This is a genomic window from Streptomyces sp. NPDC058198 (genome assembly GCF_042882605.1).
Taxonomy (GTDB): Bacteria; Actinomycetota; Actinomycetes; order Streptomycetales; family Streptomycetaceae; genus Streptomyces.
Genome location: NZ_JBHVVP010000017.1, coordinates 38,195 through 61,775, shown reverse-complemented (window position 1 = coordinate 61,775; position 23,581 = coordinate 38,195). Strand labels below are relative to the sequence as shown.

Below are 23,581 nucleotides of genomic sequence, written 5' to 3'. Positions count from 1 at the left end.
GCCTGAGCCCAGGGGTGTTCAGGCGCCGAATGCCTTGGCTCCGCCCTTCACCGGCTTGGCACCGGCGAGGAGATGAGCGGGGACGAGATCGCGGGCCGGCTCGGAGTAGCCGACGGAGACGATCTTGTCGCCCTGATAGGTGAAGCTGGTCAGCGACGCGAGCGTGCACTGCCGCCGGCGCGGATCGTGCCAGAGCCTGCGCCGTTCGACGAAGCTCCGCACGATCCAGATCGGCAGCTGATGGCTGACGCAGACCGCCTCATGACCACGGGCCGCGTCGCGCGCGGCGCTCAGGGCGCCCATCATCCGTACGACCTGGTCGATGTACGGCTCACCCCAGGACGGCCGGAAGGGGTTGGTGAGGTGCTTCCAGTTGGCGGGCTTGCGCAGCGCGCCGTCGCCGACCCCGAAGTTCTTGCCCTCGAAGATGTTCGCGGCCTCGATCAGCCGGTCGTCGGTGTCGAGGGTCAGACCGTGGGTCTTGGCGAGAGGGGCCGCGGTCTCCTGGGCGCGCTCCAGCGGAGAGGCGACGACGTGAGTGATGTCACGGTCCGCGAGATGCTCGGCGACGCGGTCGGCCATCTGCCGGCCCAGCTCGGAGAGGTGGTACCCGGGGCGGCGGCCGTAGAGGACACCGTCGGGGTTGTCGACCTCGCCGTGGCGCATGAGGTGGACGACGGTCAGTTCGCTCTGGTCGCTCATGCGGCGCTCTCCGTGTCGGGATCCGTGTCGGGGTCCGTGCCGGGATCAGTGTCTGGGTCCGTGGCTTCGGCAGCGGCGCGGGCGGCCGCCGGCAGTGCGGCGGCGATCCGCTCGATCGCGCGCTCGTCGTGGGCGGTGGAGACGAACCAGGACTCGAAGGACGACGGCGGCAGATACACCCCGTCGGCGAGCATCGAGTGGAAGAACGCGGTGAAGCGGAAGGACTGCTGCTTCTTGGCGCCCGCGTAGTCGCGGACCTCGTCGGCCGTGAAGAAGACGGAGAACATATTGCTCGCCGCCTGGACGCGGTGAGCGACGCCCTCCTTGCTGAGCGCCTCGGTCACCAGCCCCTGGATCTGCCGCGAGACGGCGTCGATCTTCTCGTACGCGGCGTCGTCGAGCAGCCGCAGCTGCGCGAGGCCCGCGGCGGTGGCGACCGGGTTCCCGGAGAGCGTGCCGGCCTGGTAGACGGGCCCCGCCGGGGCGAGCCGGCCCATGATGTCGGCACGGCCGCCGAACGCGGCGGCCGGGAAGCCGCCTCCCATGACCTTGCCGAAGGTCATCAGGTCGGGCGCGACGCCGTCGATGCCGTACCAGCCGGCCTTCGACGTACGGAAGCCGGTCATCACCTCGTCGGAGATGAACAGCGCGCCGTCGGCGGCGCAGATCTCCTTGAGCCCGGCGTTGAAGCCGTCCCCCGGCGGTACGACGCCCATGTTGCCCGGCGACGCCTCGGTGATCACACACGCGATCTCGCCGGGGTGCGCGGCGAAGGCCTGCCGTACGGCGTCCAGATCGTTGTACGGCAGGACGATCGTGTCGCCGGCCTGCGCGCCGGTGACGCCCGGGGTGTCCGGCAGCCCGAAGGTCGCGACGCCGGAGCCGGCCGCGGCGAGCAGAGCGTCGACATGACCGTGGTAGCAGCCGGCGAACTTCACGACCTTCGCGCGCCCGGTAAATCCACGGGCGAGCCGGATCGCGGACATGGTCGCCTCGGTGCCGGACGACACGAGCCGTACCTGCTCGACGGGGGCGATCCTGGCCACGATCTCCTCGGCGAGCGCGACCTCGCCCTCACCCGGCGTACCGAAGGACGTACCGCGGGCGACCGCCGCCTGGACCGCTTCGATGACATCCGGGTGGGAATGACCGAGAATCATCGGCCCCCAAGAACATACGAGGTCGACATATTCGCGACCGTCCGCATCGATGAGGTATGGACCGTTACCGGACACCATGAACCGGGGCGTACCGCCCACCGCGTGGAAGGCACGGACAGGAGAGTTCACGCCGCCGGGCGTCACGAGGGCCGCGCGGTCGAAAAGCGTCTGCGAAACTGGGGCGTCATAGGGGAAGCTCACGGAATCCATGGTGTCAGAGCCTCGGACGTTCTTGCGGACAGGTGTTTCACCGCACGTTCGTGGGGGAGGTCACTGTCACGATGATCGGGTTGCGCGGCCGTGGCTGCGAGTGGTCGGGTGGAGATATGCATCGCGGTGGCGGACTGGGCGAGGGGACCGATGACCTCGGTCCCGAGCCTGCCCGGCGGGGGAAGCACCGGAGACACGAGGCCCGGGAGCAGCCCACGGGGAGCAGGAGTGGTGGCCGGGTGGGGGTGACGTACAAATACTTCGGCGCGCCCGACGGCGCCACAGCCGCGCGCGTCCCCATATCCATGCGCCCGGAGGAGCTGGGCGGCGACGAGCTGGGCATGGGCGGCATGTTCACCAAGATCAAGCCCGAGACGATAGCCGCGATGGTCCTCACGGGCATACAGGGCATGCCCCTGTACAAGGTCCCCCCGCTGGAACTGGTCGTCCTCCACCCCGACTACGCGGTGGTCAAACTCCCCATGACGGTCGTCGACCCCCTGCGCGACGTGGGCGAGGAATCGGTCGGCGCGGCGGCCTTCATATGGTCGACGGTCCCGGACCGCGGCGGCCCGCGCGACGCGTTCAACGTCTACCAACTGCTCCACGAGTGGCAGGACTTCAGCCACCGCCTGCACGACGCCGGCCACCAGCCGTACTGCCTGGTCTGGCCCTGACCGAGCTGCTGCTCCTGCTGCTGCTCTCGCTGCTCCTGGCACGAGTTCCCGCTGCTCGACCGCGCCACCGCAGGCCTCAGTGTGTGGTTAGCTTGCTCTCATCGGGGGGTCGGTGGCCCGTCAGGGATCTGACGCGGAAGGCGTGGACCAGCTCGGCCGCACCGAGGACGACCAGCCACACGCCGGAGACCAGGGTGAGGACGGCGAGCGAACCGAATGGGGACACGATCAGCACGACGCCCGCCACGATGGTGAGGGCGCCGAAGAAGAGCTGCCAGCCGCGGGCAGGCAGCCCCTCGGTCGAGACCGCCACGGTCACCAACATGATCCCGCGCAACAGCCAGCCGAATCCGATCCACAGGGCCAGCAGCAGCAAGGACTCGGCCTCCCCGCGGAAGCAGATCAGCCCGAGCAACACGCTCAGCGCCCCGGTGATGAAGTGCAGCGCCCGCATACCGCCCGGCACGTGTGAGCCGAAGGCGGCGGCCAGTTGCAGGATGCCGCTGGCCAAGAGGTAGATACCGAACAGGACGCCAACCACCAGCAGCGTCTCCCCCGGCCAGGCGAGGACGAAGACACCCAGCGCAATCGCGGCGATCCCGGCGGCGAGGAGGACCTTCCAGGCGGACTGGCCGAGGGCGCCGAGGGCACCGCCCGGTACTTCGCCGGCGTGAAGGGTCATGACACACCCCGCCTTTCGCGGACAGGCCCGGAGACGTACGGATGCGACCATCCTCCGCCGCAACGGACACCCCCGCACGGCAAGAGCCGCCAAGGCGGCGCGAGTGCCCGACCGACCGGGCACTCGGCCTCCGCCTCCTCGGCCGCCGCCCTGAAGTGAGCAGTGCGCGTAGTGGCCACGTCCGGAGGGGGACGAACGCAGGTGCCCCGGGCCCTCGGTCGAATAGGGCAACCATCCGGCAACGCCGCCGTTCGAGTGACGCACCGAGCGGCCGACGGCGGATCGCCGACCACCTGGCGTGAGTGAGTCGACCGCGCGGGCGACATCCGCTACGCGAACACGGCCGGACCGTTTCCCAGGCCCAGGTCGGCGTGACGATCCACACGCGGCACGCAAGCCGCGCAGCCGGCGCCACCTCCGTATCTTCTGGGGGACCGACCGACAAGCGACTCATGGGGGTGCCGCGCCCCGGCATTGCGCGTCGCCACCAACTGCCCCGCAAGAAAAACCCACCGAGGGCATTGGCGGTGACAACCCGTCAGAAGGCCAGCCTTCGTTACCCCTGCGAAAGCCGCAGGTCGTAGAGAGCACTCCCCGCGCAGGCGGGGGTGGTCCGTTCCCCAGCCTCCGCTTCTCGGTCAGCGCCTTGTGGTCCCCGCGCAGGTGGGGGGCTTGCTTCGTCGCGGGGGGAGTGGGTGGGAGTGGACGGTGCGCGCGGTCTGGGGTGGGTGGATGCCGTTAGGACAGGGTCTTGGCTACCACGGATGCTGCTTCCGCGATCAGTTTGTTGTCGTAGTCGGCGTCCTCTTTGGTGCGGTTCGACATGATCGCCAGCACGATGGGGGCGGTGTCGGGGGGCCAGAGCACGGCGATGTCGTTGCGGGCGCCGTAGGTGCTGCCGGTTCCTGTTTTGTCGCCGACCAGCCAGTCCTTGGGTGTGCCGGCCCTGATGAGTTCGGCTCCGGTGGTGTTGGTGCGCAGCCACTGTGTGAGCTGTGCGCGTTCGGCCTTGCCGAGTACGTCTCCGAGGACGAACGTGCGTAGGTCCTTGGCCAGGGCGCGGGGCGTGCTCGTGTCGCGGGTGTCGCCTGGGGTCCATCGGCTCAGTTCGGGCTCGCGGCGCTCCATTTGGGTGGTGTCGTCGCCGATCTCTTCGAGTACGGCGTCGAGGCCCTTGGGGCCGCCGAGCGCGTCGAACAGCAGGTTGGCCGCGGTGTTGTCGCTGAAGCGGACGGCGGCGTCACACAGCTCGCTCAGGGTCATTCCGGTCTCTACGTGCTTTTCGGTTACGGGAGAGTGGGCGATCAGATCGTTCCTGGAGTATTTGATCACCTGGTCCATCCCGCTCAGGGAGTACGTGCGCAGCACCGCGCCGGCGGCCAGTGCCTTGAACGTGGAGGCGTAGGCAAATCGCTCGCCGTCGTTGTAGGCCACCTCGCGCCCGGTGCCGGTGTCGATGGCGTAGACGCCCAGCCGGGCGTCGAACCTGCGTTCAAGTTCCTTGAACTCGCGGGCGAACGGCTTCGCCGCCGCGGCGGACGGAGACGACGACGGGGCCGGGGCCGGGGAACCGGCCTGGCCGCAGGCCGCGAGTGGGACGAGGGCGAGCGTGGCAAGTCCGCCGAGAGCGGCGCGCCGGGCACGGGTGTACGGCATGGGTCCAAACCTCCGGGGCGCCCCGCACGCAGGGCGTATGAGGGGATGGGGTGACACCGCCCCATCCCGGTGCGTGGTCATGAGTGCCGGGAGGACCACCCTCGCCTTCGGGCGACGATGCGGTCCAATGCGCTCATGCGCCGCTTCATGCCGATCCGGCATAGAGGCATAGAGTCGGGCCGTGGATCTGGTGGGAGCGTGTCGCGCGTTTGTCAGCGTCAGCGAGCACGGCAGTTTCACCGTCGGAGCGGCCGCTGCCCGGATGTCGCAGTCGGTGGCCAGCCGTCGCGTCGCCGCCCTGGAGGAACGCCTCGGCGAGCAGTTGATCGAGCGCACATCGCGGCGGGTCGTCCTCACCCCCTTCGGCCGGGACATGCTGCCGGTGGCCAGACAGCTCGTACAGGCGGCCGATGTGCTGCTGCACGAGGCGGAAGTCGCCCAGCGCAAGCCGTGGCGGCTCGCGGTGCCCGCCATCTGTTCCACGGCCGGTCTCGCCCGGCTCGTCGCCGAGGCACGCGGGCACGGTGTCACCCTCGATCTCCGCCTCGCCGCGCCGGCGCAGCGCACCGAGCTCCTCCACGCGCAGCAGGTGCGTGCCGCCTTGCTCGCGGCGCCGCCGAACGAGGCGACGTGGTCCGTGCCGCTCGGGCTCGCCGGTGCCCAGGATCCCGGCATGAGGCGCGTCCACCTCGAAACGCTGCGGATCGGACGAGCCTCCCCCGGCCCGGCCCGCCGTATCTGGATCCAGCCGGAAGATGACGTGCCGCACATCCGCGACCCGCTGACGCGCCTGCGCGACGCGGTGGGCCTGCGGCCCGCGCAGCTCGCCGCGGCCGACCTGACGACCGCCGCGGCGGAAGTCCTCTGCACCCGCGACCTGCTGCTGTGCTCCCCCGCACAGGCCGAGGAACTCGCCCTGAACTGGCGGCCCATCGGTGAGATCACGCTCAGCCGCGGGTTCGCCCTCGCCGCCTCCGCAGACGGCAATCCACAGCACATCGAGACCCGCCTGGGCGACGCCATCGCCCGCTGCCTCGGTACGGACGCCCAAGCGGACGCCCAAGCAAGCACCCAAGCAGGCGCCCAAGCCAAAGCCAACGAAAACGCGGGAGGCGCGGCCGCGTGAACGCCGAGATACTGCTCCGTGACATGCGCCGGCAGCTGCGCGACGGCGGCCTGCACGGGTGCCTGCTCGTACGCGATCTGCACACGGGAGAAGAGCTGGGGATCGAGCCGGACACCCAGCTGCCCGCCGCCTCCCTGGTCAAGGTCCCCCTCGCGCTGGCGACAGCGGAGCGCATCCGACGGGGCGAGCTCGACGGAGCGACGATGCTCGACGTGCGACCCGGGCGGATCACCACGCCCGGCCCCACCGGGCTGAGCCGGTTCCGCCACCCCGCCCGGCTCGCCATCGACGACCTGCTCTACTTGAGCACCTGCGTGAGTGACGGAACGGCCGCCGACGCGCTGTTCGACCTGACCCCGCCCGCCCAGGTCGCCGGTATCCTCCACGAACTCGGCCTCCGCGGCATCACCGTCCGGCACACCATGCGCGAGCTGTCCGACACCCCCGTGGAACGCTTCGACGCCGCACAGGCCCATCTCGCCCACGCCCTCGCCATCGACGCCGGCACCAGCGGCGGCGGACATCGGGTGCCTCAGCTCGACACCACCCGCGCCAACACCGGCAGCGCGCGCTCCTACGTCGAGCTGCTCCAGGCCCTGTGGACACCGTCGACGGTCCACCCCGAAGTGGCCGCGCGCGTGCGCGGCCTCATGACCCACCACCTGCTCCGGCACCGGCTCGCCCCGGACTTCAGCTCGGACGCCACCACCTGGTCCTCCAAGACCGGCACCCTCCTGAACCTCCGCCACGAAATCGGTGTCGTCGAGCACTCCGACGGTCAGGCCTTCGCCATCGCCGTCCTGACCGAGTCACTCGTTCCGGCCAGTACCCAGCCCGGCGCGGACGCCCTCATGTCGCAGGTCGCCCGGGGACTCCGTGACCACCTTCGGCAGCTTTAGAGCGCGTCCAGCACATCCCTACGGGCCCGGCCCCCGGCGTCAGCCTTCGCCCTCCAGGTCGCCTTCCGTCTCCAGGAACACCTTGCGCAGCGCGTCCAGCACCGCCGGATCCGGCTTGGCCCACATGCCGCGGGACTCCGCCTCCAGGAGGCGTTCCGCGATGCCGTGCAGGGCCCAGGGGTTGGCCTGCTGGAGGAACTCGCGGTTCTCCGGGTCCAGGACGTAGGTCTCCGTGAGCTTGTCGTACATCCAGTCGGCGACCACACCCGTCGTCGCGTCGTAGCCGAAGAGGTAGTCGACCGTCGCGGCCAGTTCGAAGGCGCCCTTGTAGCCGTGGCGGCGCATGGCCTCGATCCAGCGGGGGTTGACCACGCGGGCGCGGAAGACCCGGGACGTCTCCTCGACCAGCGTCCGCGTGCGGACCGTCTCCGGGCGGGTGGAGTCGCCGATGTAGGCCTCGGGAGCCGTGCCCTTGAGGGCGCGGACCGTGGCGACCATGCCGCCGTGGTACTGGAAGTAGTCGTCGGAGTCCGCGATGTCGTGCTCGCGGGTGTCGGTGTTCTTGGCGGCGACCGCGATGCGCTTGTACGCGGTCTCCATCTCGTCCCTGGCCGGCCGGCCGTCGAGTTCACGGCCGTACGCGTAGCCGCCCCACACCGTGTACACCTCGGCGAGGTCGGCGTCCGTACGCCAGTCGCGGCTGTCGATGAGCTGGAGGATTCCGGCGCCGTACGTCCCCGGACGGGAGCCGAAGATACGGGTGGTGGCGCGGCGTTCGTCGCCGTGCGCCGCCAGGTCGTCCTGCGTGTGCGCGCGGACGAAGTTGGCGTCGGCGGGCTCGTCCAGCGAGGCGGCGAGACGGACCGCGTCGTCCAGCAGGCCGATCGCGTGCGGGAAGGCGTCACGGAAGAAACCGCTGATGCGGAGGGTGACATCGATACGGGGACGGCCCAGCTCGTCGAGCGCGACGGGCTCCAGGCCGGTGACCCGGCGCGAGGCGTCGTCCCAGACGGGCCGGATGCCCAGCAGGGCGAGGGCTTCCGCGATGTCGTCGCCCGAGGTGCGCATCGCGCTCGTACCCCACAGGGAGAGACCGACCGAGGTCGGCCAGTCGCCGTTGTCGGTGCGGTAGCGCTCCAGGAGGGAGTCGGCGAGCGCCTGGCCGGTCTCCCAGGCGAGCCGGGACGGGACGGCCTTGGGGTCGACGGAGTAGAAGTTACGGCCGGTCGGCAGGACGTTGACCAGGCCGCGCAGCGGCGATCCCGACGGGCCCGCCGGGACGAACCCGCCGTTGAGTGCGAGGACGGCGTGGTCGATCTCGTCCGTCGTGGCGGCGAGACGCGGGACGACCTCGCGGGCCGCGAAGCCGAGGATGTCGGCGACGGCCCGCGCATGGCCGGCCGCCACACCCGGCACGGCGGCCGGATCCCAGTCCGCGTCCTCCATCGCCTGCACCAGCGCCCGGGCCTGCTCCTCGGCCTCGTCGGCGGTGGTACGGGTGGCGGCCGACTCGTCGAGCCCCAGGGCTTCGCGCAGGCCGGGGAGGGAGGTCGTACCGCCCCAGATCTGGCGGGCGCGCAGGATGGCCAGGACCAGGTTGACGCGCGCGTCCCCGGTCGGCGCACCGCCGAGGATGTGCAGTCCGTCGCGGATCTGCGCGTCCTTGACCTCGCACAGCCAGCCGTCGACGTGCAGCAGGAAGTCGTCGAACCCGTCGTCGTCCGGGCGGTCTTCGAGACCGAGGTCGTGGTCGAGCTTCGCCGCCTGGATCAGCGTCCAGATCTGGGCGCGGATCGCGGGCAGCTTCGCCGGGTCCATGGACGAGATCGCCGCGTACTCGTCGAGCAGCTGTTCGAGACGCGCGATGTCGCCGTACGACTCGGCGCGCGCCATCGGCGGTACGAGATGGTCCACGAGCGTGGCGTGCACGCGCCGTTTGGCCTGCGTGCCCTCGCCCGGGTCGTTGACGAGGAAGGGATAGACCAGCGGCAGATCGCCGAGCGCCGCGTCGGGGGCGCACGCGGCGGAAAGACCCGCGTTCTTGCCGGGCAGCCACTCCAGATTGCCGTGCTTGCCGAGGTGGATCATGGCGTCGGCGCCGAAGCCGCCGTCCTCGCGGCCGGCCTGGATCCAGCGGTACGCGGCCAAGTAGTGGTGCGAGGGCGGCAGATCGGGATCGTGGTAGATCGCGATCGGGTTCTCGCCGAAGCCACGCGGCGGCTGGATCAGGATCAGCAGATTGCCACGGCGCAGGGCCGCGAGGACGATGTCGCCTTCCGGATTACGGCTCCGGTCCACGAACATCTCGCCGGGCGGCGGCCCCCAGTGCCGCTCCACCGACTCCCTCAGGGCGGCGGGCAGTTGGGCGTACCACCGGCGGTAGTCGGCGGCGGGGATACGGACCGGATTGCGGGCCAGCTGCTCCTCGGTCAGCCACTCCTGGTCATGGCCGCCGGCCTCGATCAGCGCGTAGATCAGCTCGTCGCCGTCGCCGGACTCCAGGCCCGGGACCTCTTCCGTACCGAAGTCGTAGCCCTCGGTACGGAGCCGGCGCAGCAGGGCGACGGCGCTGGCCGGGGTGTCCAGACCGACGGCGTTGCCGATCCGGGAGTGCTTGGTCGGGTACGCGGACAGCACCAGCGCGAGGCGCTTCTCCGGGTTCGGGATATGGCGCAGACGGGCGTGCCGTACGGCGATCCCGGCGACGCGCGCGGCCCGCTCGGGGTCGGCGACGTACGCCGGAAGACCGTCCTCGTCGATCTCCTTGAAGGAGAACGGGACGGTGATGAGCCGGCCGTCGAACTCCGGCACGGCGACCTGCCCCGCGGCGTCCAGCGGCGACAGACCTTCGTCGCTCTCCTCCCAGGCGCTGCGCGATCCGGTCAGGCACAGGGCCTGGAGAATCGGTACGCCGAGGGCGGCGAGGGCGCCCGCGTCCCAGGACTCGTCGTCGCCGCCCGCCGAGGCCTCGGCGGGCCTGGTGCCGCCCGCGGCGAGCACGGTGGTCACGAGGGCGTCGGCGGCGCGCAGCGCGTCGAGCAGCTCGGGCTCGGGGGCGCGCAGGGAGGCCACGTACAGCGGCAGGGCCCGGCCGCCGGCCCTCTCGATCGCGGAGCACAGGTCGTCGACGAAGGCGGTGTTGCCGCTCATGTGATGGGCGCGGTAGTAGAGCACCGCGATCAGCGGGCCGCCGCCCGCCAACGGGCGGGGGGCGCGTAGGAGCGGTCCCCAGGTGGGCGCGGCGGCGGGCGGCTCGAAGCCGTGGCCGGTCAGCAGGACGGTGTCGGAGAGGAACCGCGCAAGCTGCTCCAGGTTGGCGGGACCGCCGTGGGCGAGATAGGCGTGCGCCTCGGCGGCGATGCCGATGGGGACCGTGGAGGCTTCCATCAGCTGGGCGTCGGGGGCCTGTTCGCCGGTGAGGACCACCAGGGGGCGGTCGGCGGCGAGGAGCTGGTCGATTCCGTCCTGCCAGGCGCGCAGCCCGCCGAGGAGACGTACGACGACGAGGTCGGCGCCCTCCAGCAGCGCGGGCAGCTCGTCGAGCGCGAGCCGGGCGGGGTTGGCGAACCGGTACGGGACCGGGCCGCCCGCCGCACGGGCGCTGAGCAGATCGGTGTCGGACGTCGACAGGAGCAGGATCATGCGGCGTCTCGCCTTCCTCGGGGTCCGCGCCCCGGGCGGTAGGAAGACGGCGGGAGTTCCTGGCTCACCCGGCTGCTGCCGGGCTCACAGTGGCGGGACCGCGCCGGATTCTCACCGGGCTTCCTCCCCTGACGCCGTCTATGGCGGTGACGGGCCTGAAGACCCGTCGTCTGCATAGTAAGTGCTGCAGGTCACGGCGGGGAGGGCGCCTGGGCGAACGGCCGGACGGGGCCGGGGTGAACAGCCGGGCGGGGGCCGGGTGAACAGCTGGGCGGAGGCCGGGCGAACAGCGCGAGAACGGCCGGGCGGAGGCTGAACGGAGGCCGGAGCCGACGGCCGGGCGGCGGCCGGAACGGGCGGGGAGGGCGTCGGAGTACGTGGGTATGCTCGCCGCCATGCCGCCTACCTCGCCAACACCCGTGAACCGGGACGAAGCTCCCGTCCGGGAGCGCGGTGACGCCTGCCCAGGAGCGCTCCGGCTGCATGCCGCCGACGACGGCCGGCTGGCACGACTGCGGCTGCCCGCCGGTCTCCTGACGCACCGTCAGGCGGAGGCGCTGGCGACGGCGGCCGAGCGGCTGGGCGACGGCCGGCTGGACATCACCTCGCGGGGCAACGTCCAGCTGCGGGGGCTGGGCGAGAGCTGCGGCGGGGAGCTGGCGGAGCTGCTGTACGAGGCCGGCCTGCTGCCCTCGGAACGGCACGAGCGGGTACGGAACGTGATCGCTTCGCCCCTGTCGGGACTGGACGGAATCCCCCGCGCGGACGTGCGGTTGTGGGCCCGGGAACTGGACGCGCTGCTGTGCGCGAGCGAGGCCGCGACGGCTCTCTCGGGGCGGTTTCTGTTCGCGCTGGACGACGGCCGCGGTGATGTGGCCGCCCTGGGCGCGGATGTGACGTTGCTCGCACAGTCGGACGGAACAGCGGTGTTGCATACCGGGGCGAACGGGTCAGGACTGCGGGTCTCCGCGGGCGACGCCCCGCGCGCCGCTCTGTTGGCGGCGGAGACCTTCCTCACGGTGGCGGCGGCGAGCGGCTCGGGCGCCTGGCGGGTACGGGAGTTGCCCGCGGGCCATGGGCTGGACGCGGCGGTGACCACGGGGCTGGCGACGGCCGGGATCGCGACGGAGCCGGTGGCCGAGTACGGGGCGGAGTACGCGACGGAGCCCGGGGCGGCGTACGGGGCGGAGCCCGGGGCCGAGTACCGCGCCGAGTACGGGGCGGACGTGGCGCGGCCGGAAGCCGGGCCGCCCGTCCCGGGGCCGGTCCACTCCCCCGACGGGACCGTGGCGCTGTCCGTGTACGCCCCGCTGGGACGGCTGAGCGTCGCGCAATGGCGGCTGCTGCTGTCGGCAGGCGAGCGCGGGACGAACGACCGCACCCTGCGGGTGACCCCCTGGCGCGGAGTGATCGTGCCGGGCCTGGACCCGGCCACGGCCCACGACCTCCTGGACCGCCTCCGCACCGCCGGACTGATCACGGACCCCCACTCCCCCTGGCACAACGTCGGCGCCTGCACCGGCCGGCCCGGGTGCGCGAAGGCACTCACGGATGTACGGGCGGACGCGGCCGAAGCCGTAACGGCCGCCCGCCCCGGTGACCTGCCCGCCACCGGCCCCGGCGGACCGCCCGCCACCGGCCCTGGTGACCTGCCCGCCACCAACCCCGGTGACCTGCCCGTCTACTGGTCGGGCTGCGCCCGCCGCTGCGGCCATCCACAGGGCAGCTGGGTGGATGTCGTCGCGACCGGCGAGGGCGGCTACGACATCTCGGTGCGGGGACATCTCCTCAGGGCCACCACAGGACCAGAACTCGCCGAAGCGGTCGCGACGGCCCGGAAACCCACGACGGCACGCACCACCCCAGTGACGAGATGAGCGAGACCACAGTGTCCACAGTGTTCGACTACGAGAAGGACGGCGCGGCCATATACCGCCAGTCCTTCGCCATGATCCGCGCCGAGGCGGACCTCGCCGGGCTGCCCGCCGACGTCTCCCAGGTCGCGGTGCGGATGATCCACGCCTGCGGCATGGTCGACCTGGTGCGCGACCTCGCCTTCACGCCCGCCGTGGTGGCAAGCGCCCGCGAGGCCCTGCGCGCGGGCGCACCGATCCTGTGCGATGTCGCCATGGTCGCCAGCGGTGTCACCCGTAAGCGGCTGCCGGCGGACAACGACGTCGTATGCACCCTGTCCGACCCCGCGGTCCCCGCACTCGCCGCCGAGATGGGGACGACGCGCAGCGCCGCCGCCCTGGAGTTGTGGCGGGACCGGATGGGGGGCGCGGTGGTGGCCGTCGGCAACGCCCCGACCGCGCTCTTCCGGCTGCTGGAGATGATCGAGGACGGCGCCCCGCGCCCGGCGGCCGTCATCGGTGTGCCGGTCGGTTTCGTCGGCGCCGCCGAGTCCAAGGACGCGCTCGCCGGCCACCCCGCCGGGCTTGAGCACCTGGTCGTACGCGGACGGCGGGGCGGCAGCGCCATCGCGGCGGCGGCCATCAACGCCATAGCGAGCGAGGAAGAGTGAGCGAGAACAGCACCACGGCCGGGCCTTCGACCGGCCGGCTGTACGGAGTCGGGCTCGGCCCGGGTGACCCGTCGTTGATGACCGTACGGGCCGTGCGGGTCATCGCCGAGGCGGATGTGATCGCATATCACAGCGCCCGGCACGGCCGGTCCATCGCGCGTTCCATCGCCGCGGAGCATCTGCGTGCCGACCATATCGAGGAGCCCCTGGTCTACCCGGTCACCACCGGGACCACCGACCACCCCGGCGGGTACCAGGGCGCGATGGAGGAGTTCTACGCCGAGTCGGCGGCCCGGCTCGCCGTCCATCTGGACGCCGGACGCACGGTCGCCGTGATCGCCGAGGGCGACCCGCTGTTCTACGGCTCGTACATGCACATGCACAAGCGGCTGGCCGGCCGCTATCCGACCGAGGTCATCCCCGGCGTCACGTCGGTGAGCGCCGCCGCGGCCCGGCTCGGCACCCCTCTCGTCGAGGGCGAGGAGGTGCTGACGATCCTCCCGGGCACCCTGCCGGAGGAGGAGCTGACGGCCCGCCTGGCCTCGGCGGACTCGGCCGTTGTCATGAAGCTCGGCCGGACCTTCCCCACCGTACGGCGGGCGATCGAGCGGGCGGGGCGGCTGGCGGACGCGCGGTACGTCGAACGGGCCACGATGAGCGGCGAGCGCACCGGCGCGCTGGCCGATGTCGATCCGGACTCCGTGCCGTACTTCTCGGTCGCTGTCCTGCCGAGCCGGATCGGCGCGGTGCCCGTGCCGGTGCCCGGAGACGCGGGTGCGCCGAGTAACTCAGGTGAGACCAACAAGACCGGCCAGGTGGTGGTCGTCGGCACCGGCCCGGCCGGACCTCTGTGGCTCACGCCCGAGACGCGCGGCGAACTGGCCGCCGCCGAGGATCTCGTCGGCTACACCACCTATCTGGACCGCGTGCCGGTCCGCCCCGGCCAGCTCCGGCACGGCTCCGACAACAAGGTGGAGTCGGAGCGCGCGGAGTTCGCCCTCGACCTGGCACGGCGGGGACGGCGCGTGGCCGTGGTCTCGGGCGGCGACCCCGGCGTCTTCGCGATGGCCACGGCGGTCCTGGAGGTGGCGTCGCGGGCGCCGTACGAGGACGTCCCCGTACGGGTACTGCCGGGCGTGACCGCCGCCAACGCGGCGGCGGCCCTCGCCGGCGCCCCGCTCGGCCACGACTACGCCGTGCTCTCGCTGTCCGACCGGCTCAAGCCCTGGGAAGTCATCGCCGAACGCCTGCACGCGGCAGCCGCGGCGGATCTGGTGCTCGCGCTCTACAACCCCGGTTCCCGCAGCCGTACGTGGCAGGTCGGCAAGGCCCGCGAACTGCTGCTGGAACACCGCGCTCCGGACACTCCGGTCGTCCTCGGGCGCGATGTGGGCGGGGCGGAGCAGAGCGTACGGATCGTGCGGCTGGCCGACCTCGATTCGGCGCAGGTCGACATGCGGACGATCCTGCTGGTCGGGTCCTCGCAGACGGTGACCGTACGGCGGGGAGACGGGCGGCAGATCGTCTGGACGCCGCGCCGCTATCCGGAAAAGCCGCTTGCGGAGAGCCCGTCCCCGGAGAACTCTCCGAAAGCGGCGAACTGACGCAGCCAGTCCGCCACCTCGTCGGGGGTGCCCGCCACAGGCACCCCCTCCGGCACCGGAGGCCGGCGGACGACGACCACGGGGAGACCGGCCTCGCGGGCGGCGGTGAGCTTGGCCGCGGTGGCCGCGCCGCCGCTGTCCTTGGTCACCACGACGTCGATGCGGTGGCTGCGGATGATCTCCCGCTCCCCGTCGAGGGTGAACGGCCCCCGGTCCAGCAGCACTTCCGTCCTGGCCGGGTACGGCGGCTCCGGGGCGTCCACGGACCGTACGAGGAACCACAGGTCATCGAGGTGAGCGAAGGTGGCGAGCCCCATCCGCCCCGTGGTGAGGAAGACCCTGCCCGCGAGCGGGGGCAGCGCCCGGGCCGCCTCCTCCAGCGAGCCGACCGGACGCCAGTCGTCGCCCGCGGCGGGCACCCAGGAGGGCCGGCGCAGCGCCAGCAGGGGAACATGGGCGTCGGCGGCCGCCCGGGCCGCATTCCGACTGATCGTCGCGGCGAAGGGATGAGTGGCGTCGATGAGCGCGTCCACGCGGTGCTCGCGCAGCCAGCGCCCCAGCCCTTCCGCACCGCCGAACCCGCCGATCCGCACCTCGCCGGGCGGCAGCACCGGGCGTGCGACGCGGCCGGCGAGGGACGTGGTGACGCGGATGTGCCGGACGAAACGGAGAGGGCCGTGCAGATTCTCGGCGAGACGACGGCTCTCGGTGGTCCCACCAAGGATGAGCACATGGAACGGTTCACTCATCGGCGGCGGGTCTCTCCATGTCTGAGGGCGTGACGGGCGGGCGCAGCGCCCAACTCAAGCACACGGGCCTGCGGCCCGGCTGGACGACGGGTGCGTGCGCGACGGCCGCGACAACGGCCGCGTACACGGCGCTGCTGACCGGCGATTTTCCCGACCCGGTGACGATCACGCTTCCCAGGGGGCAGACCCCGGCGTTCGCCCTGGCGACGGAGGAACTGTCCCGGTCCCTGGCCATGGCGGGAATCGTCAAGGACGCGGGCGACGACCCGGACGTCACCCACGGCGCCCTGGTCCGCGCGACGGTACGGCTGCTGCCGCCCGGCTCCGGGGTGATCTTCCGGGCCGGCGCCGGCGTGGGTACGGTCACCCGCCCCGGCCTCCCCCTGGACGTCGGCGAACCGGCCATCAACCCGGTCCCGCGTCGGTTGATGCGGTCCCATGTGGCGGAGGTCGCGGCCCGCTACGGCGGCTCGGGCGACGTCGAGATAACCGTCTCGGTCGACCACGGCGAGGAAATCGCCCGCTCCACGTGGAACCCGAGGCTGGGCATCCTGGGCGGCCTGTCCATCCTCGGTACGACGGGCATCGTCGTTCCCTACTCCTGCTCGGCCTGGATCGACTCCATCAGACGGGGCGTGGACGTGGCCCGTGCGGCGGGCCGTACGCATGTCGCGGGCTGCACGGGCTCCACGTCCGAGAAGACGGTGCTCGCGACGTACGACCTCCCCGAGGACGCCCTCCTGGACATGGGCGACTTCGCGGGCGCGGTACTGAAGTACATCCGCCGCCACCCGGTCGACCGCCTGACGATCTGCGGCGGCTTCGCGAAGCTGTCCAAACTGGCGGCGGGCCACCTGGACCTCCACTCGGCCCGCTCCCAGGTGGACAAGCGCTTCCTGGCGGACCTGGCGGCGGGCGCGGGCGCGAACGCGAAGTTGGCGACGGAGGTGACCCAGGCCAACACCGGCCTGGCCGCGCTCCAGCTGTGCCAGGCCCAGGGCATCCGGCTGGGCGACGCGGTCGCGACGAGAGCACGCGACGAAGCGCTGACGGTACTGCGCGGGGCGCCGGTGGAGGTGGACGTGATCTGCATCGACAGAGCGGGCACGGTAGTGGGCCGCAGCGAGCCCTTGTAGGAAGCGGGACTCGGCGGTGGGTCAGTCGCTGAGCCGGATCAGATCGGTTCGTAACCGTTCACTTCTCGCCGCCGACCAGACCAGGCAGCGGGGCGAGCCTTCTACCGGTCTCGGCATCGGAAAGGCGCTGCTCGCGACCGGGACGGCTGTCGAACATCGCCTCCATCCACCACTTCCGTAGGACGGCGCTGATGTGGTCGCCATCTCCGGCTTGACCGATTTCCGCACAGAAAGCCGCGCGCTTGGTGGCACCGAGTGCGTTGGAGACGGCGTCGATGCTCTGGGGGATTGGGCGGACCCTTGGATCCGGGCCTTGGTGTCCGGGTTGGGCGGTCACGGTGTTCTCCTCGACAGCAGCGAAGAGCCCCGTCACTCCGACGGGAGAGGGTGACGGGGCTCCGGTGGCGCGTTGTGCTTCAGGCGGCGGGAAAACCACCGTCGTTGACGGCGGTGACGAACGTGGACCAGCCCGCGGTCGCGAACATCAGGGACGGGCCGCTCGGGTCCTTGCTGTCCCGTACGGGGACGATCCCGGAAGCGGCAGCGACCTTCGGCGCCCACTCCACGCAACTGCCGCCGTCCGCATTGCTGTACGTGGACTTGACCCACTGCGCGAGGGAGAGGTCCAGGGTGGTGCTCATATGGGAAGCGCCTCCATCGTGGATCGGATGAATGCCGCCGTATCGCGCGGCGACAGGGCGTAGGCCCTCATCAGATCGTAATCCCGCCGTCGGGTCCTGACACTCTCCGCATCTTCCAGCAGGGTGCCCGTTGTGAGCCCTTCTTCGTAGGCCACGGGGTGCCCACTGTCCAGTGTCAGCAACTCCAGCGCACCACCGCCCAGTAGGGCGTGCTCACCGTGCTCGAAAGGCAAGAGCTGAACAGTGGTCGTGGGGGTATCCGCAAGGTCGACCAGGCGCGCCAGTTGAGCCCGCATGACGACGGGCCCGCCGACGGACCGTCGTATGACCGCCTCGTCAAGAACGATGGAGACGTCCGACGCGGAGGGGCCCACCAGGAGCACTTGCCGACTCAGTCGGGCGGTCACCTTCTCCTCGATCTCGTCCGCCGTAGCCCTCGGGTTGCCGACACGGAAGAGCGCGCGAGCGTAATCCTCGGTCTGAACGAGCCCGGGCACGATCTGCCCCGCGTAGTGGTCGATGATCCGAGCCCGCGCCTCCAGCTCCATGCGCCGCCGGTACTTGTCCGGGTGGATCTCCTTGCGCGCGAGACCGTACAGCTCTTCGAAAATGCCGTCCGTGCCGAACGCCGCGTCCAGTTGGGCAGGGAGTTCCCGGGGCGGCATGTACTCCGCGGTCTCGATCCGGGACAGATGGCTCTTGCTGACGAGCACCACGCCCGCCAGGCCCTCAAGGGTTAAGCCCGCCCTCTCACGGAAATTCCGCATCTTGGCGCCGAACAGATCTCGGGCGGACCTGTCGGGTGTGAGTTCGCGTGCGGGCCGTGCCATGCGGGCACCCCATTTCTCCCAGATTTGCGGTCGGGACCGAAACGGCTTCCGAGCGTACGCCGGACGGCGGCACCATGTGAGCAACTAGTCACAGAGAGCACGCAAAAAGGCGAAAGGCAGAACGCAATGACGAGAAGTGAAGCGCGGAGGTTCCTGTCCCGGCTGTCGGAGGCGTTCGGTGTGGACGGTGTCCTCATCGTCCACAAGACCGAGGTGGAGGAGGGCGCGGACCTCGCTCCCGGCTCCGCGCTGAAGTGGCCCAAGTGCGAGTGCGGGCACCCGAAGTGCCCCGACTACGAATCCGCCGGCTCACCCTCCGAGAAGCTCAGCGCGGAGGTTGCGGAACGGAACAAGCGAAGCAGCAGGGGCGGCGTCTGAGGTGTGGGACCGCGAAGGGCGCGGCAGGGCACGCCCGTCAACAGCTGTGCGGGCGTTCCCTTTCGGCCGAGTACAGGTGGCTGTCGCGGAACTGCTCCGCGCCCAGCGTCCGGCCCACCATGATGACCGCCGTCCGCACCACACCCGCCGCCTTCATCTGTCCGGCGATGTCGTCGAGCGTGCCGCGCAGCACCAGTTCGTCCGGGCGGCTGGCCATCGCGACCACCGCGGCCGGGCAGTCCGCCCCGTAGTGCGGCAGCAGTTCGTCCACCACCCGGTCCACATACCGCGCGGCCAGGTGCAGCACCAGCAGCGCGCCGCTGCGCCCGAGAGTCGCCAGGTCCTCGCCGTCCGGCATCGGCGTGGCCCGCTGGGCGATCCGGGTCAGGATGACGGTCTGGCCCACCGTCGGCACCGTCAGCTCGCGCTTCAGCGCCGCGGCCGCCGCCGCGAACGCCGGTACCCCCGGCACCACTTCGTACGGCACACCCGCCGCGTCCAGCCGCCGCATCTGCTCCGCGACCGCGCTGAAGACCGATGGATCGCCGGAGTGCAGCCGGGCCACGTCATGGCCCTCCTCGTGGGCCCGGACGACTTCCGCCGTAATCCCGTCCAGGTCCATCTGCGCGGTGTCGATCAGGCGCGCGTCCGAAGGGCATTCGGCCAGCAGCTCGCGCGGCACCAGACTGCCCGCGTACAGGCACACCTGACACGCGGCCAGTCGGCGCGCGCCCCGCACCGTGATCAGATCGGCGGCGCCGGGCCCGGCGCCGATGAAGTACACCGTCATCGTTCTTCTTCTCCTGAGGGTTCCGCCGGGAGGTCGTGCAAAGTGGCTCAAGGGGCTCAAGGGGCTTTCGTGACGGCCCATTGGGTGACCGGCATGGCCTGCCGCCAGCCGGTGAATCCGCCCACCGGCACGGCGTGCGCGACGGCCAGCCGCACCAGTTCCCCGCCGAGGCGGCGGTACCAGTCGGCCAGCAGCGCCTCGGACTCCAGCGTCACCGTGTTCGCGACCAGCCGGCCGCCCGCCGGCAGCGCGTCCCAGCAGGCCGCCAGCAGCCCGGGGGCGGTCAGGCCACCGCCGATGAACACCGCGTCGGGCACCGGCAGTCCCGCCAGCGCGTCGGGGGCTCCGCCGGTGACGACGCGCAGCCCCGGGACACCGAGCGCCCGCGCGTTGCGGCCGATGCGCTCGGCGCGCGCCGGATCACGCTCGACCGACACCGCCCGGCAGGACCGGTGCGTACGCATCCACTCGACGGCGATCGAACCCGACCCGCCTCCGACGTCCCAGAGCAGTTCCCCCGGCGCCGGGGCCAGCGCGCCCAGCGTGGCGGCGCGCACATGGCGTTTGGTCAGCTGGCCGTCGTGTTCGTACGCGGCGTCCGGCAGACCTGGTACGACTCCGATGCGCAACGCGTCCGGCGCGCGACGGCACTCCACCGCCACGACGTTCAGCGGATCGCCTGCGGGCTCGGCCCAGTCCTGGGCCAAGGCTTCGATATGCCGTTCCCCGCCCGCGCCGAGGTGTTCCCGGCCGAGCTGTTCAAGGACGTGCATACGGCTCGGCCCGTACCCCCGCTCGCACAGCAGCGCCGCCACCTCTGCGGGCGTCGCCGCGCCCGCGCTGAGCACCAGGACCCGGCGGCCGTCGTGCAGGGCGGCGGCCAGCCGTTCGGCAGGACGGCCGACGAGCGTGACGACCTCCGTGTCCTCCACCGGCCAGCCGAGCCGCGCGCAGGCGTACGACACCGACGACGGATGCGGCAGCACCCGCAACGCCCCGGCCCCCACCACCTCGGCGAGGGCCCGCCCGATCCCGTAGAACATCGGATCCCCACTGGCCACCACACAGACCCGGCGCCCGGCGTGGGCCGCGAGCAGCCCGGGAACGGCGGGCCGCAGCGGCGACGGCCACGGCACGCGCTCCCCCGCGCACTCGTCCTCCGGGAGAAGATCCAACTGCCGGGGCCCGCCGATGAGCACCTCGGCATCGCGGAAGGCCTGCCGCGCGCCTTCGGAAAGCCCCGCCCATCCGTCCGCGCCGATCCCGGCGACGGTCACCGGCGGCGCGGGGGGCGCGGCAGACGCGGGAGATGCGGGGGGCGGAAAGCTCACTGCCGTATTCCTCTGGGCTGGGAGAAGACCGAATTCGAAACTGTACGGGCCCCACTTCGGCCGCGCCCCCGACGGGGCAGGAGATGCGGGTGATCCACACCTATGGAACCTTGAATGGAACGCAAGGACCGGGGCCGACGAATACGTGGTCGACGGCCAGGTTTCTCACCCAGGGAGCGACCCATGGCCAAGCAGAGGCTCGCCACCGGATGGACGGTATTCGCCGCGGTCCTGATGATTTTCGGCGGCGCCATGACCATCCTCGCGGGCATTTCCGCCATCGCCAAGGACGATATCTTCCTCACGACGCGGAGCTATATCTTCTCGTTCGATCTCGTCGGCTGGGGATGGGTCCATCTGATCCTGGGCCTCATCATTTTCCTCGCGGGCTGCGCCCTGTTCAAAGGAGCGGTCTGGGCGCGCGTCGTCGGTGTCATCCTGGCGGGTCTCGGCGCGCTGTCGAATTTCCTGTGGATTCCGCGCTATCCGCTCTGGGCCCTCACGCTCCTCGCCATCGACGTCTTCATCATCTGGGCGCTGTGCGCGGGTGACCGACGTCGTACGGAGAGGTGAGCCAGGGCGCCCGGCGTCAGGAACGCCGGGCGCCCACCTGGTGTCAACGATGGCCGGCCGGACAGGGCCCCCGGTGTCAGCCGGGTGTCCCGACCGGCGAGGAGGCGCTCCCCGCGGCCGCCGCTGTGGCGCTGCGAGGATGGAGCACCCGCTCCGCCAGCGCCCCGAAGATCAGCCCGAAGGCCGTCCACAGCAGCGCCTGTACGCCGAGCGACGCGAGACGGAACTCCCAGAGCAGAGCCGCCGGGAAGGTTTCCCGAACGGCATCGGTGTTGGCGGGCAGGACGAGACAGGCCACTGCCACGACGACGACGTAACCGGCGCCGGCGACGGCCGACGCGTTCCAGTTGCCCAGCCGCGGGGCCAGCCGTCTCCCCGCGATGACGGCGATGACCGCCAGCAACACGCTGAGCAGGATCATCAGGAAGAACAGCGTGGTGCGTCGGCCGATGGTGTCCGGGTTGCCCACCGCGGGCGGGGTCGCCGGATACTTCAGGAACGGCACCAGATAGACGGTGATGAAGGCGGCTCCGGCGATCAGGGCCGCCGTCGCCCTCGGGCCGAACCGGCCGATCCGGCCCAGGGAGACGGAGAAGACCAGCGAGGCGATTCCGCCCAGGGCCACTCCGTACACCAGGACACCGGTGGCCAGTCCGAACGTCGACTGGACCGGCCTGCTGACCAGTTCCTCTTCCTCGTCCGCGGCCGCTGCTTCGCCGGCCGATGAACCGGCCGATGAACCGGCCGGCGCCGCTGCGCCGTGCTCGTGCGCCGGCGCGGACTGGGTCTCCTCCAGCGCGATGGAGTCCCGTACGGAGGGCTCACCCACCACATAGGCCAGCGCGAAGGCGAAGAGTCCGGCGACGACGCCCGCGATCATGCCGCGGACCAGGAGAGTTCTGACGGTGGAGGCATGCATGTGCGTGATCTCCGTCAGTGGTCAGTGGCAGGGGAAGCCGAGCAGATGACGGCCGTCGTGCACCCACTCGTGCACCCCCGCACCGGAGAAGACCGACGTCGCGCCCTGCTCGGCGCCGACGAAGTACAACAGCACGAGCATCAGGGTGCCCACGAACACGGCCCACGGCAGAACCGCGCGCAGAGGAAGAGGGGTCACCGGGGCGGTGGTGGGCGAAACGACCGGGGGCGCAATGGACTGAGCCATGGCACAACCTCCTTGGGGAACTCGCGTCCCATTCAGTGGAGCTCGCACGACGGCCATCGGGTCTGACTCACCGGGCCCCTGCTGCGCTGTACGCAGCCGGCACCCGGCATACAGTGGCGCGACCGTGCCGGACTCTCACCGGACTTCCGTCCCGCCGTCGTGATATCGACGTGAAGGTACCGCGAACCGACAGGCGGGCCAAGAGGCCCTCTCCCCCGTCGTTCGCGGGTGGACGGCGGCTGCCGCGGAGCGCCGAGCACCGTACGGGCTCCGGGAGTTGGCCCCGCGTCGGGCGGGCCGGCCGGGAGCGAGGACAGCCGAGGAGAACCGTATGACCACCCGGGTGATGTTCATCTCACCGGCCATCAGCACCTCCTTGCGCGCAGCGCGCTTCGGCGAAGGCGCGGGCGATCAGGACGAGTTGGACGCCATCGGGCTGCGGCAGGCCGAGGCCGTACGCGAGACCTTCCCCCGCGCCGCCGCGCTGTACGTCTCTCCCTCGCGGCGCTGCCTGCGGACCGCCGAGGTGCTCGGCCTGGACGCGGAGCCGCTGCCCGGCCTCGCGCCGTGCGCGATGGGCCGCTGGCAGGGCAGGACCCTCGACGAGGTGGCCGCGGCGGAGCCGCAGGCGGTGGCCGCCTGGCTGTCGGACCCGGCGTCCTCCCCGCACGGCGGAGAGTCCCTGCTCGCCCTGCACACCCGCGTCGGCCACTGGCTCGACACCCTGACCGCGGAGGGCCCGGAAGGCGCGGACAGGGCGGACGGGGCGGACAGGAAGGCCCCGGACGACTCCCGGGGGCGCGTCATCGCCGTGGCGGAACCCGACCTCATCCGCGCCGCCGTGGTCCACTCCCTCGGCGCGACCCCGCAGGCGTTCTGGAGGATCGACGTACGCCCGCTGACCGTCACCGAACTCAGCGGGCGCGACGGCCGCTGGAATCTGCTCAGCGGCCGCCCCCTGCACAGCGTCGCGCCCTGAAAGCCCCGTACATCACTCCACGTAACGAAACGTGACGGTTGCGGCGGCCGCGTCGGCGGGAGCGCTACGGAGCGTCATCGAACGTCATGAGAAATAAGTGCCAAACAGCACTCGCCTTCCGGAGGCA

Annotated in this window: 23 protein-coding genes and 2 riboswitches; of the genes, 10 read left to right on the top strand and 13 right to left on the bottom strand. The window is 71.5% G+C overall.

Translation table 11 applies throughout. The annotated features are described in order from the left end of the window. Nucleotides 1-18: 18 nt before the first annotated feature. Together ACFVWW_RS32135 and hemL are read right to left on the bottom strand one after the other, a co-directional pair. Nucleotides 19-702 (bottom strand): histidine phosphatase family protein, encoded by a 684-nt coding sequence (locus ACFVWW_RS32135; protein ID WP_384185910.1) that lies wholly within the window; start codon nucleotides 700-702, stop codon nucleotides 19-21. Next, on the bottom strand, nucleotides 699-2,072 hold the full coding sequence (hemL, locus tag ACFVWW_RS32130) for a glutamate-1-semialdehyde 2,1-aminomutase (protein WP_386879234.1): 1,374 nt from the start codon (nucleotides 2,070-2,072) through the stop codon (nucleotides 699-701). The genes ACFVWW_RS32135 and hemL overlap by 4 nt, the downstream gene beginning before the upstream one ends. Nucleotides 2,073-2,188: 116 nt before the next feature. Here hemL and ACFVWW_RS32125 point away from each other — a divergent pair, with 116 nt between their 5' ends. Next, nucleotides 2,189-2,749, top strand: a complete 561-nt coding sequence (locus ACFVWW_RS32125) for a hypothetical protein (RefSeq protein WP_384185913.1) — start codon at nucleotides 2,189-2,191, stop codon at nucleotides 2,747-2,749. 76 nt (nucleotides 2,750-2,825) lie between these two features. On the opposite strand, the gene ACFVWW_RS32120 is transcribed toward ACFVWW_RS32125, so the two are convergent. Together ACFVWW_RS32120 and bla are read right to left on the bottom strand one after the other, a co-directional pair. Further along, a complete protein-coding gene (locus ACFVWW_RS32120) occupies nucleotides 2,826-3,431 on the bottom strand; it encodes an HdeD family acid-resistance protein (RefSeq protein WP_386879235.1) in 606 nt (201 codons plus the stop codon). Between the two features lie 738 nt (nucleotides 3,432-4,169). Beyond that, a complete protein-coding gene (gene bla, locus ACFVWW_RS32115; protein WP_386879236.1) occupies nucleotides 4,170-5,087 on the bottom strand; it encodes a class A beta-lactamase in 918 nt (305 codons plus the stop codon). Nucleotides 5,088-5,268: 181 nt separating this feature from the next. Between bla and ACFVWW_RS32110 the strand changes: the two genes are divergently transcribed. Then, a complete protein-coding gene (locus ACFVWW_RS32110; protein ID WP_386879237.1) occupies nucleotides 5,269-6,213 on the top strand; it encodes a LysR family transcriptional regulator in 945 nt (314 codons plus the stop codon). Next, nucleotides 6,210-7,112, top strand: coding sequence for a serine hydrolase (locus tag ACFVWW_RS32105; protein WP_386879238.1), 903 nt, complete (start codon nucleotides 6,210-6,212; stop codon nucleotides 7,110-7,112). Before ACFVWW_RS32110 ends, ACFVWW_RS32105 begins: the two co-directional genes overlap by 4 nt. A 39-nt stretch (nucleotides 7,113-7,151) precedes the next feature. Here the strand turns inward: ACFVWW_RS32105 and cobN are convergent, their stop codons facing one another. After that, nucleotides 7,152-10,754, bottom strand: a complete 3,603-nt coding sequence (cobN, locus tag ACFVWW_RS32100; protein ID WP_386879239.1) for a cobaltochelatase subunit CobN — start codon at nucleotides 10,752-10,754, stop codon at nucleotides 7,152-7,154. A 33-nt stretch (nucleotides 10,755-10,787) separates the two neighbouring features. Next, a riboswitch (cobalamin riboswitch) is annotated at nucleotides 10,788-10,937 on the bottom strand. 212 nt (nucleotides 10,938-11,149) lie between these two features. Here cobN and cobG point away from each other — a divergent pair. From cobG to ACFVWW_RS32085, 3 genes are all read left to right on the top strand, one after another. After that, nucleotides 11,150-12,631 (top strand): precorrin-3B synthase, encoded by a 1,482-nt coding sequence (gene cobG, locus ACFVWW_RS32095; RefSeq protein WP_386879240.1) that lies wholly within the window; start codon nucleotides 11,150-11,152, stop codon nucleotides 12,629-12,631. A gap of 20 nt (nucleotides 12,632-12,651) precedes the next feature. Further along, nucleotides 12,652-13,278: a precorrin-8X methylmutase gene (locus ACFVWW_RS32090; protein ID WP_384335151.1), complete on the top strand. Its 627-nt coding sequence runs from the start codon at nucleotides 12,652-12,654 to the stop codon at nucleotides 13,276-13,278. A gap of 77 nt (nucleotides 13,279-13,355) precedes the next feature. Further along, the gene (locus ACFVWW_RS32085) at nucleotides 13,356-14,882 is read left to right on the top strand and encodes a precorrin-2 C(20)-methyltransferase (RefSeq protein ID WP_386879260.1); all 1,527 of its coding nucleotides are present in this window, start codon (nucleotides 13,356-13,358) and stop codon (nucleotides 14,880-14,882) included. Here the strand turns inward: ACFVWW_RS32085 and ACFVWW_RS32080 are convergent. Beyond that, nucleotides 14,819-15,631: a cobalt-precorrin-6A reductase gene (locus ACFVWW_RS32080; RefSeq protein WP_386879241.1), complete on the bottom strand. Its 813-nt coding sequence runs from the start codon at nucleotides 15,629-15,631 to the stop codon at nucleotides 14,819-14,821. The two genes, ACFVWW_RS32085 and ACFVWW_RS32080, sit on opposite strands and share 64 nt — an antisense overlap. Nucleotides 15,632-15,648: 17 nt before the next feature. Between ACFVWW_RS32080 and ACFVWW_RS32075 the strand changes: the two genes are divergently transcribed. Continuing rightward, nucleotides 15,649-16,767, top strand: coding sequence for a cobalt-precorrin-5B (C(1))-methyltransferase (locus tag ACFVWW_RS32075; protein WP_386879242.1), 1,119 nt, complete (start codon nucleotides 15,649-15,651; stop codon nucleotides 16,765-16,767). Nucleotides 16,768-16,825: 58 nt separating this feature from the next. Here the strand turns inward: ACFVWW_RS32075 and ACFVWW_RS32070 are convergent, their stop codons facing one another. The 3 genes from ACFVWW_RS32070 to ACFVWW_RS32060 all read right to left on the bottom strand — a co-directional run bounded on the left by ACFVWW_RS32070 (nucleotide 16,826) and on the right by ACFVWW_RS32060 (nucleotide 18,238). Beyond that, nucleotides 16,826-17,104: a hypothetical protein gene (locus ACFVWW_RS32070; protein WP_386879243.1), complete on the bottom strand. Its 279-nt coding sequence runs from the start codon at nucleotides 17,102-17,104 to the stop codon at nucleotides 16,826-16,828. 79 nt (nucleotides 17,105-17,183) lie between these two features. Then, a complete protein-coding gene (locus ACFVWW_RS32065; RefSeq protein ID WP_384335054.1) occupies nucleotides 17,184-17,408 on the bottom strand; it encodes a DUF397 domain-containing protein in 225 nt (74 codons plus the stop codon). Further along, a complete protein-coding gene (locus ACFVWW_RS32060; RefSeq protein WP_384335051.1) occupies nucleotides 17,405-18,238 on the bottom strand; it encodes a Scr1 family TA system antitoxin-like transcriptional regulator in 834 nt (277 codons plus the stop codon). The genes ACFVWW_RS32065 and ACFVWW_RS32060 overlap by 4 nt, the downstream gene beginning before the upstream one ends. 126 nt (nucleotides 18,239-18,364) lie before the next feature. On the opposite strand from ACFVWW_RS32060, the gene ACFVWW_RS32055 reads away from it, so the two are divergent. Next, the gene (locus ACFVWW_RS32055) at nucleotides 18,365-18,616 is read left to right on the top strand and encodes a hypothetical protein (RefSeq protein WP_384335049.1); all 252 of its coding nucleotides are present in this window, start codon (nucleotides 18,365-18,367) and stop codon (nucleotides 18,614-18,616) included. Between the two features lie 37 nt (nucleotides 18,617-18,653). Here the strand turns inward: ACFVWW_RS32055 and cobM are convergent, their stop codons facing one another. Continuing rightward, complete coding sequence (gene cobM / locus ACFVWW_RS32050) at nucleotides 18,654-19,406, bottom strand: precorrin-4 C(11)-methyltransferase (RefSeq protein ID WP_384185950.1); 753 nt, start codon at nucleotides 19,404-19,406, stop codon at nucleotides 18,654-18,656. A 56-nt stretch (nucleotides 19,407-19,462) separates the two neighbouring features. Continuing rightward, nucleotides 19,463-20,737, bottom strand: a complete 1,275-nt coding sequence (gene cbiE / locus ACFVWW_RS32045) for a precorrin-6y C5,15-methyltransferase (decarboxylating) subunit CbiE (protein WP_386879244.1) — start codon at nucleotides 20,735-20,737, stop codon at nucleotides 19,463-19,465. 183 nt (nucleotides 20,738-20,920) lie between these two features. Between cbiE and ACFVWW_RS32040 the strand changes: the two genes are divergently transcribed. Then, nucleotides 20,921-21,310: a hypothetical protein gene (locus tag ACFVWW_RS32040; protein ID WP_384185954.1), complete on the top strand. Its 390-nt coding sequence runs from the start codon at nucleotides 20,921-20,923 to the stop codon at nucleotides 21,308-21,310. Nucleotides 21,311-21,386: 76 nt separating this feature from the next. On the opposite strand, the gene ACFVWW_RS32035 is transcribed toward ACFVWW_RS32040, so the two are convergent. Then, nucleotides 21,387-22,229: a CbtA family protein gene (locus ACFVWW_RS32035; RefSeq protein ID WP_384185956.1), complete on the bottom strand. Its 843-nt coding sequence runs from the start codon at nucleotides 22,227-22,229 to the stop codon at nucleotides 21,387-21,389. A gap of 21 nt (nucleotides 22,230-22,250) precedes the next feature. Beyond that, nucleotides 22,251-22,475, bottom strand: a complete 225-nt coding sequence (locus ACFVWW_RS32030) for a CbtB domain-containing protein (protein ID WP_384185959.1) — start codon at nucleotides 22,473-22,475, stop codon at nucleotides 22,251-22,253. Between the two features lie 60 nt (nucleotides 22,476-22,535). Beyond that, nucleotides 22,536-22,623, bottom strand: a riboswitch (cobalamin riboswitch). Nucleotides 22,624-22,806: 183 nt separating this feature from the next. Between ACFVWW_RS32030 and ACFVWW_RS32025 the strand changes: the two genes are divergently transcribed. Further along, nucleotides 22,807-23,454 (top strand): histidine phosphatase family protein, encoded by a 648-nt coding sequence (locus ACFVWW_RS32025; RefSeq protein ID WP_386879245.1) that lies wholly within the window; start codon nucleotides 22,807-22,809, stop codon nucleotides 23,452-23,454. The last annotated feature ends 127 nt before the right edge of the window (nucleotides 23,455-23,581 follow it).